General features: G+C 36.4%; 2 protein-coding genes and 1 pseudogene. All 3 read right to left on the bottom strand.

The annotated features are described in order from the left end of the window. Positions 1-188: 188 nt before the first annotated feature. Complete coding sequence (locus AC06OU_RS07755) at positions 189-374, bottom strand: hypothetical protein (protein ID WP_475855052.1); 186 nt, start codon at positions 372-374, stop codon at positions 189-191. Between the two features lie 67 nt (positions 375-441). Further along, positions 442-1,029 (bottom strand): annotated as a pseudogene (locus tag AC06OU_RS07750) (IS1595 family transposase); the annotation flags it as partial. 184 nt (positions 1,030-1,213) lie between these two features. Next, a partial coding sequence (locus AC06OU_RS07745; RefSeq protein WP_475855051.1) for a Fur family transcriptional regulator occupies positions 1,214-1,529 on the bottom strand: 316 nt, incomplete at its 5' end.

The raw sequence follows: 1,529 nt of genomic DNA, 5'->3' as shown, positions 1-1,529 counted from the left end.
GAGACCGGGACATAATTAGACAGTATATAAAAAACGAGAAATCGGCAACTTGATTTCTCGTTTTTACTTTTTTATAAGCTCTATAAAAGTCTGTTGTTGACAATATATTGAAAGGAAAACGGAACTTCCATAGAGTTGGAAGTTCCGTATGTTATATTGTCTTATTGTACTAATGCTCTCCGTTTGACTCATAAGGGATTATCTGGTTTCATAGAACCGTTTTTAAATAATCCTATTAGTAAAATAGCTATCCCTATAATTCCACCAATAAATTCAGCAATATAGAAATCTCCATCACGCATAAATCTAATTAAAAACCCTCCTCCAAAAATAATAGAGAGGGCAATTCCGAAAAATATTAACCAATACTTCAAATTTCCTCCACTCCTTTTCTCTGATTTTTTTAAACAACCCTGCTATGTTTAAAGAAATGACCTTAAAAGTAAATTTAAATAATCTAATTGTATCATATGTTTCTATATTGGAATTAAATCCCCTTTTATTATCATGTCGTTCATTGTGAATTCATTTCGTTGATGGTGGAGGCTCTCTAATACCTGAAACCACGTAAGATAATTGTTTAGATACTTTGTCGCCACGCCACTAAAGCGTTGTATTCACCCCTTCAGTCTTCGGTGGTAGTAGTTGACGTTCGAATATGATATAGCCCCTTTGTGCGAATTTTACCATCAGACTTATACTGATAAATGGCTATATCCTTTTAATTGGCATAAGTTTTAAAGGCACGCCAAGCCTCGGTACATATATTGTTCTTTGTCAATCGTCCCATTCCTAAAGTTTGTGAGAAGGTCACCTTGTCTCGGTCTCTTGCAACTAATACACATACCTGTTCCTTGCTTATGCCACTTTTCTTTGCGGAACCGCCCCGTTTACGTGGTTTTCTATCTTTAATCTTTCTTTGTCCTTTTCAGAGTACAGGAAATACGTCACGTCCATTTGAACGATACCATGGAAATGTGAGAAATCCATTGGTTTTAATGCCATTAGAAACTTGTGCCTCCAATACCAAGGCGACGAGGAGATTGAAGAAGTGCCAAGCAGATATAGCGACCTGTAACGGAAAACAACTACAGGAATGCAAATAGAAGCCCCGAAAACTTTACTAGGTCGTAGAGTTTTCGAGGCTTTTTATGTGGAGGATAGTTTTGTCCCAACTTCATTTTGTTAGCGCTCTGCCTAACAGATTAAATTTTTAATGACACTCTGGACAATTGCCGTAAATCTCGAACTTGTGATTTTCAATTTCATATCCAGGAATCGAATTTTGGAGCGTTTCCATCGGGCAATAATTTATTTCTTTAATGTTGCCACATTTTAAACAAATAAAATGATGGTGGTGATGGTCTACTTCACATTGCATACGAAAGTTCTTTTCGCCGGCAAGCTCTGTTTCTTCTAAAATACCAAGCTCAACAAAAGTGCTAAGATTACGGTAAATAGTATCATAGCTCATGCCTGGATGCTCCTCCATCATGACGTCTAATATATCTCTAGCAGTAATATACTTG

This window comes from Psychrobacillus sp., from assembly GCF_056205495.1.
The sequence above is the reverse complement of the archived record's forward strand: the minus strand, read 5'-3'. Positions and strand labels throughout refer to the sequence as shown.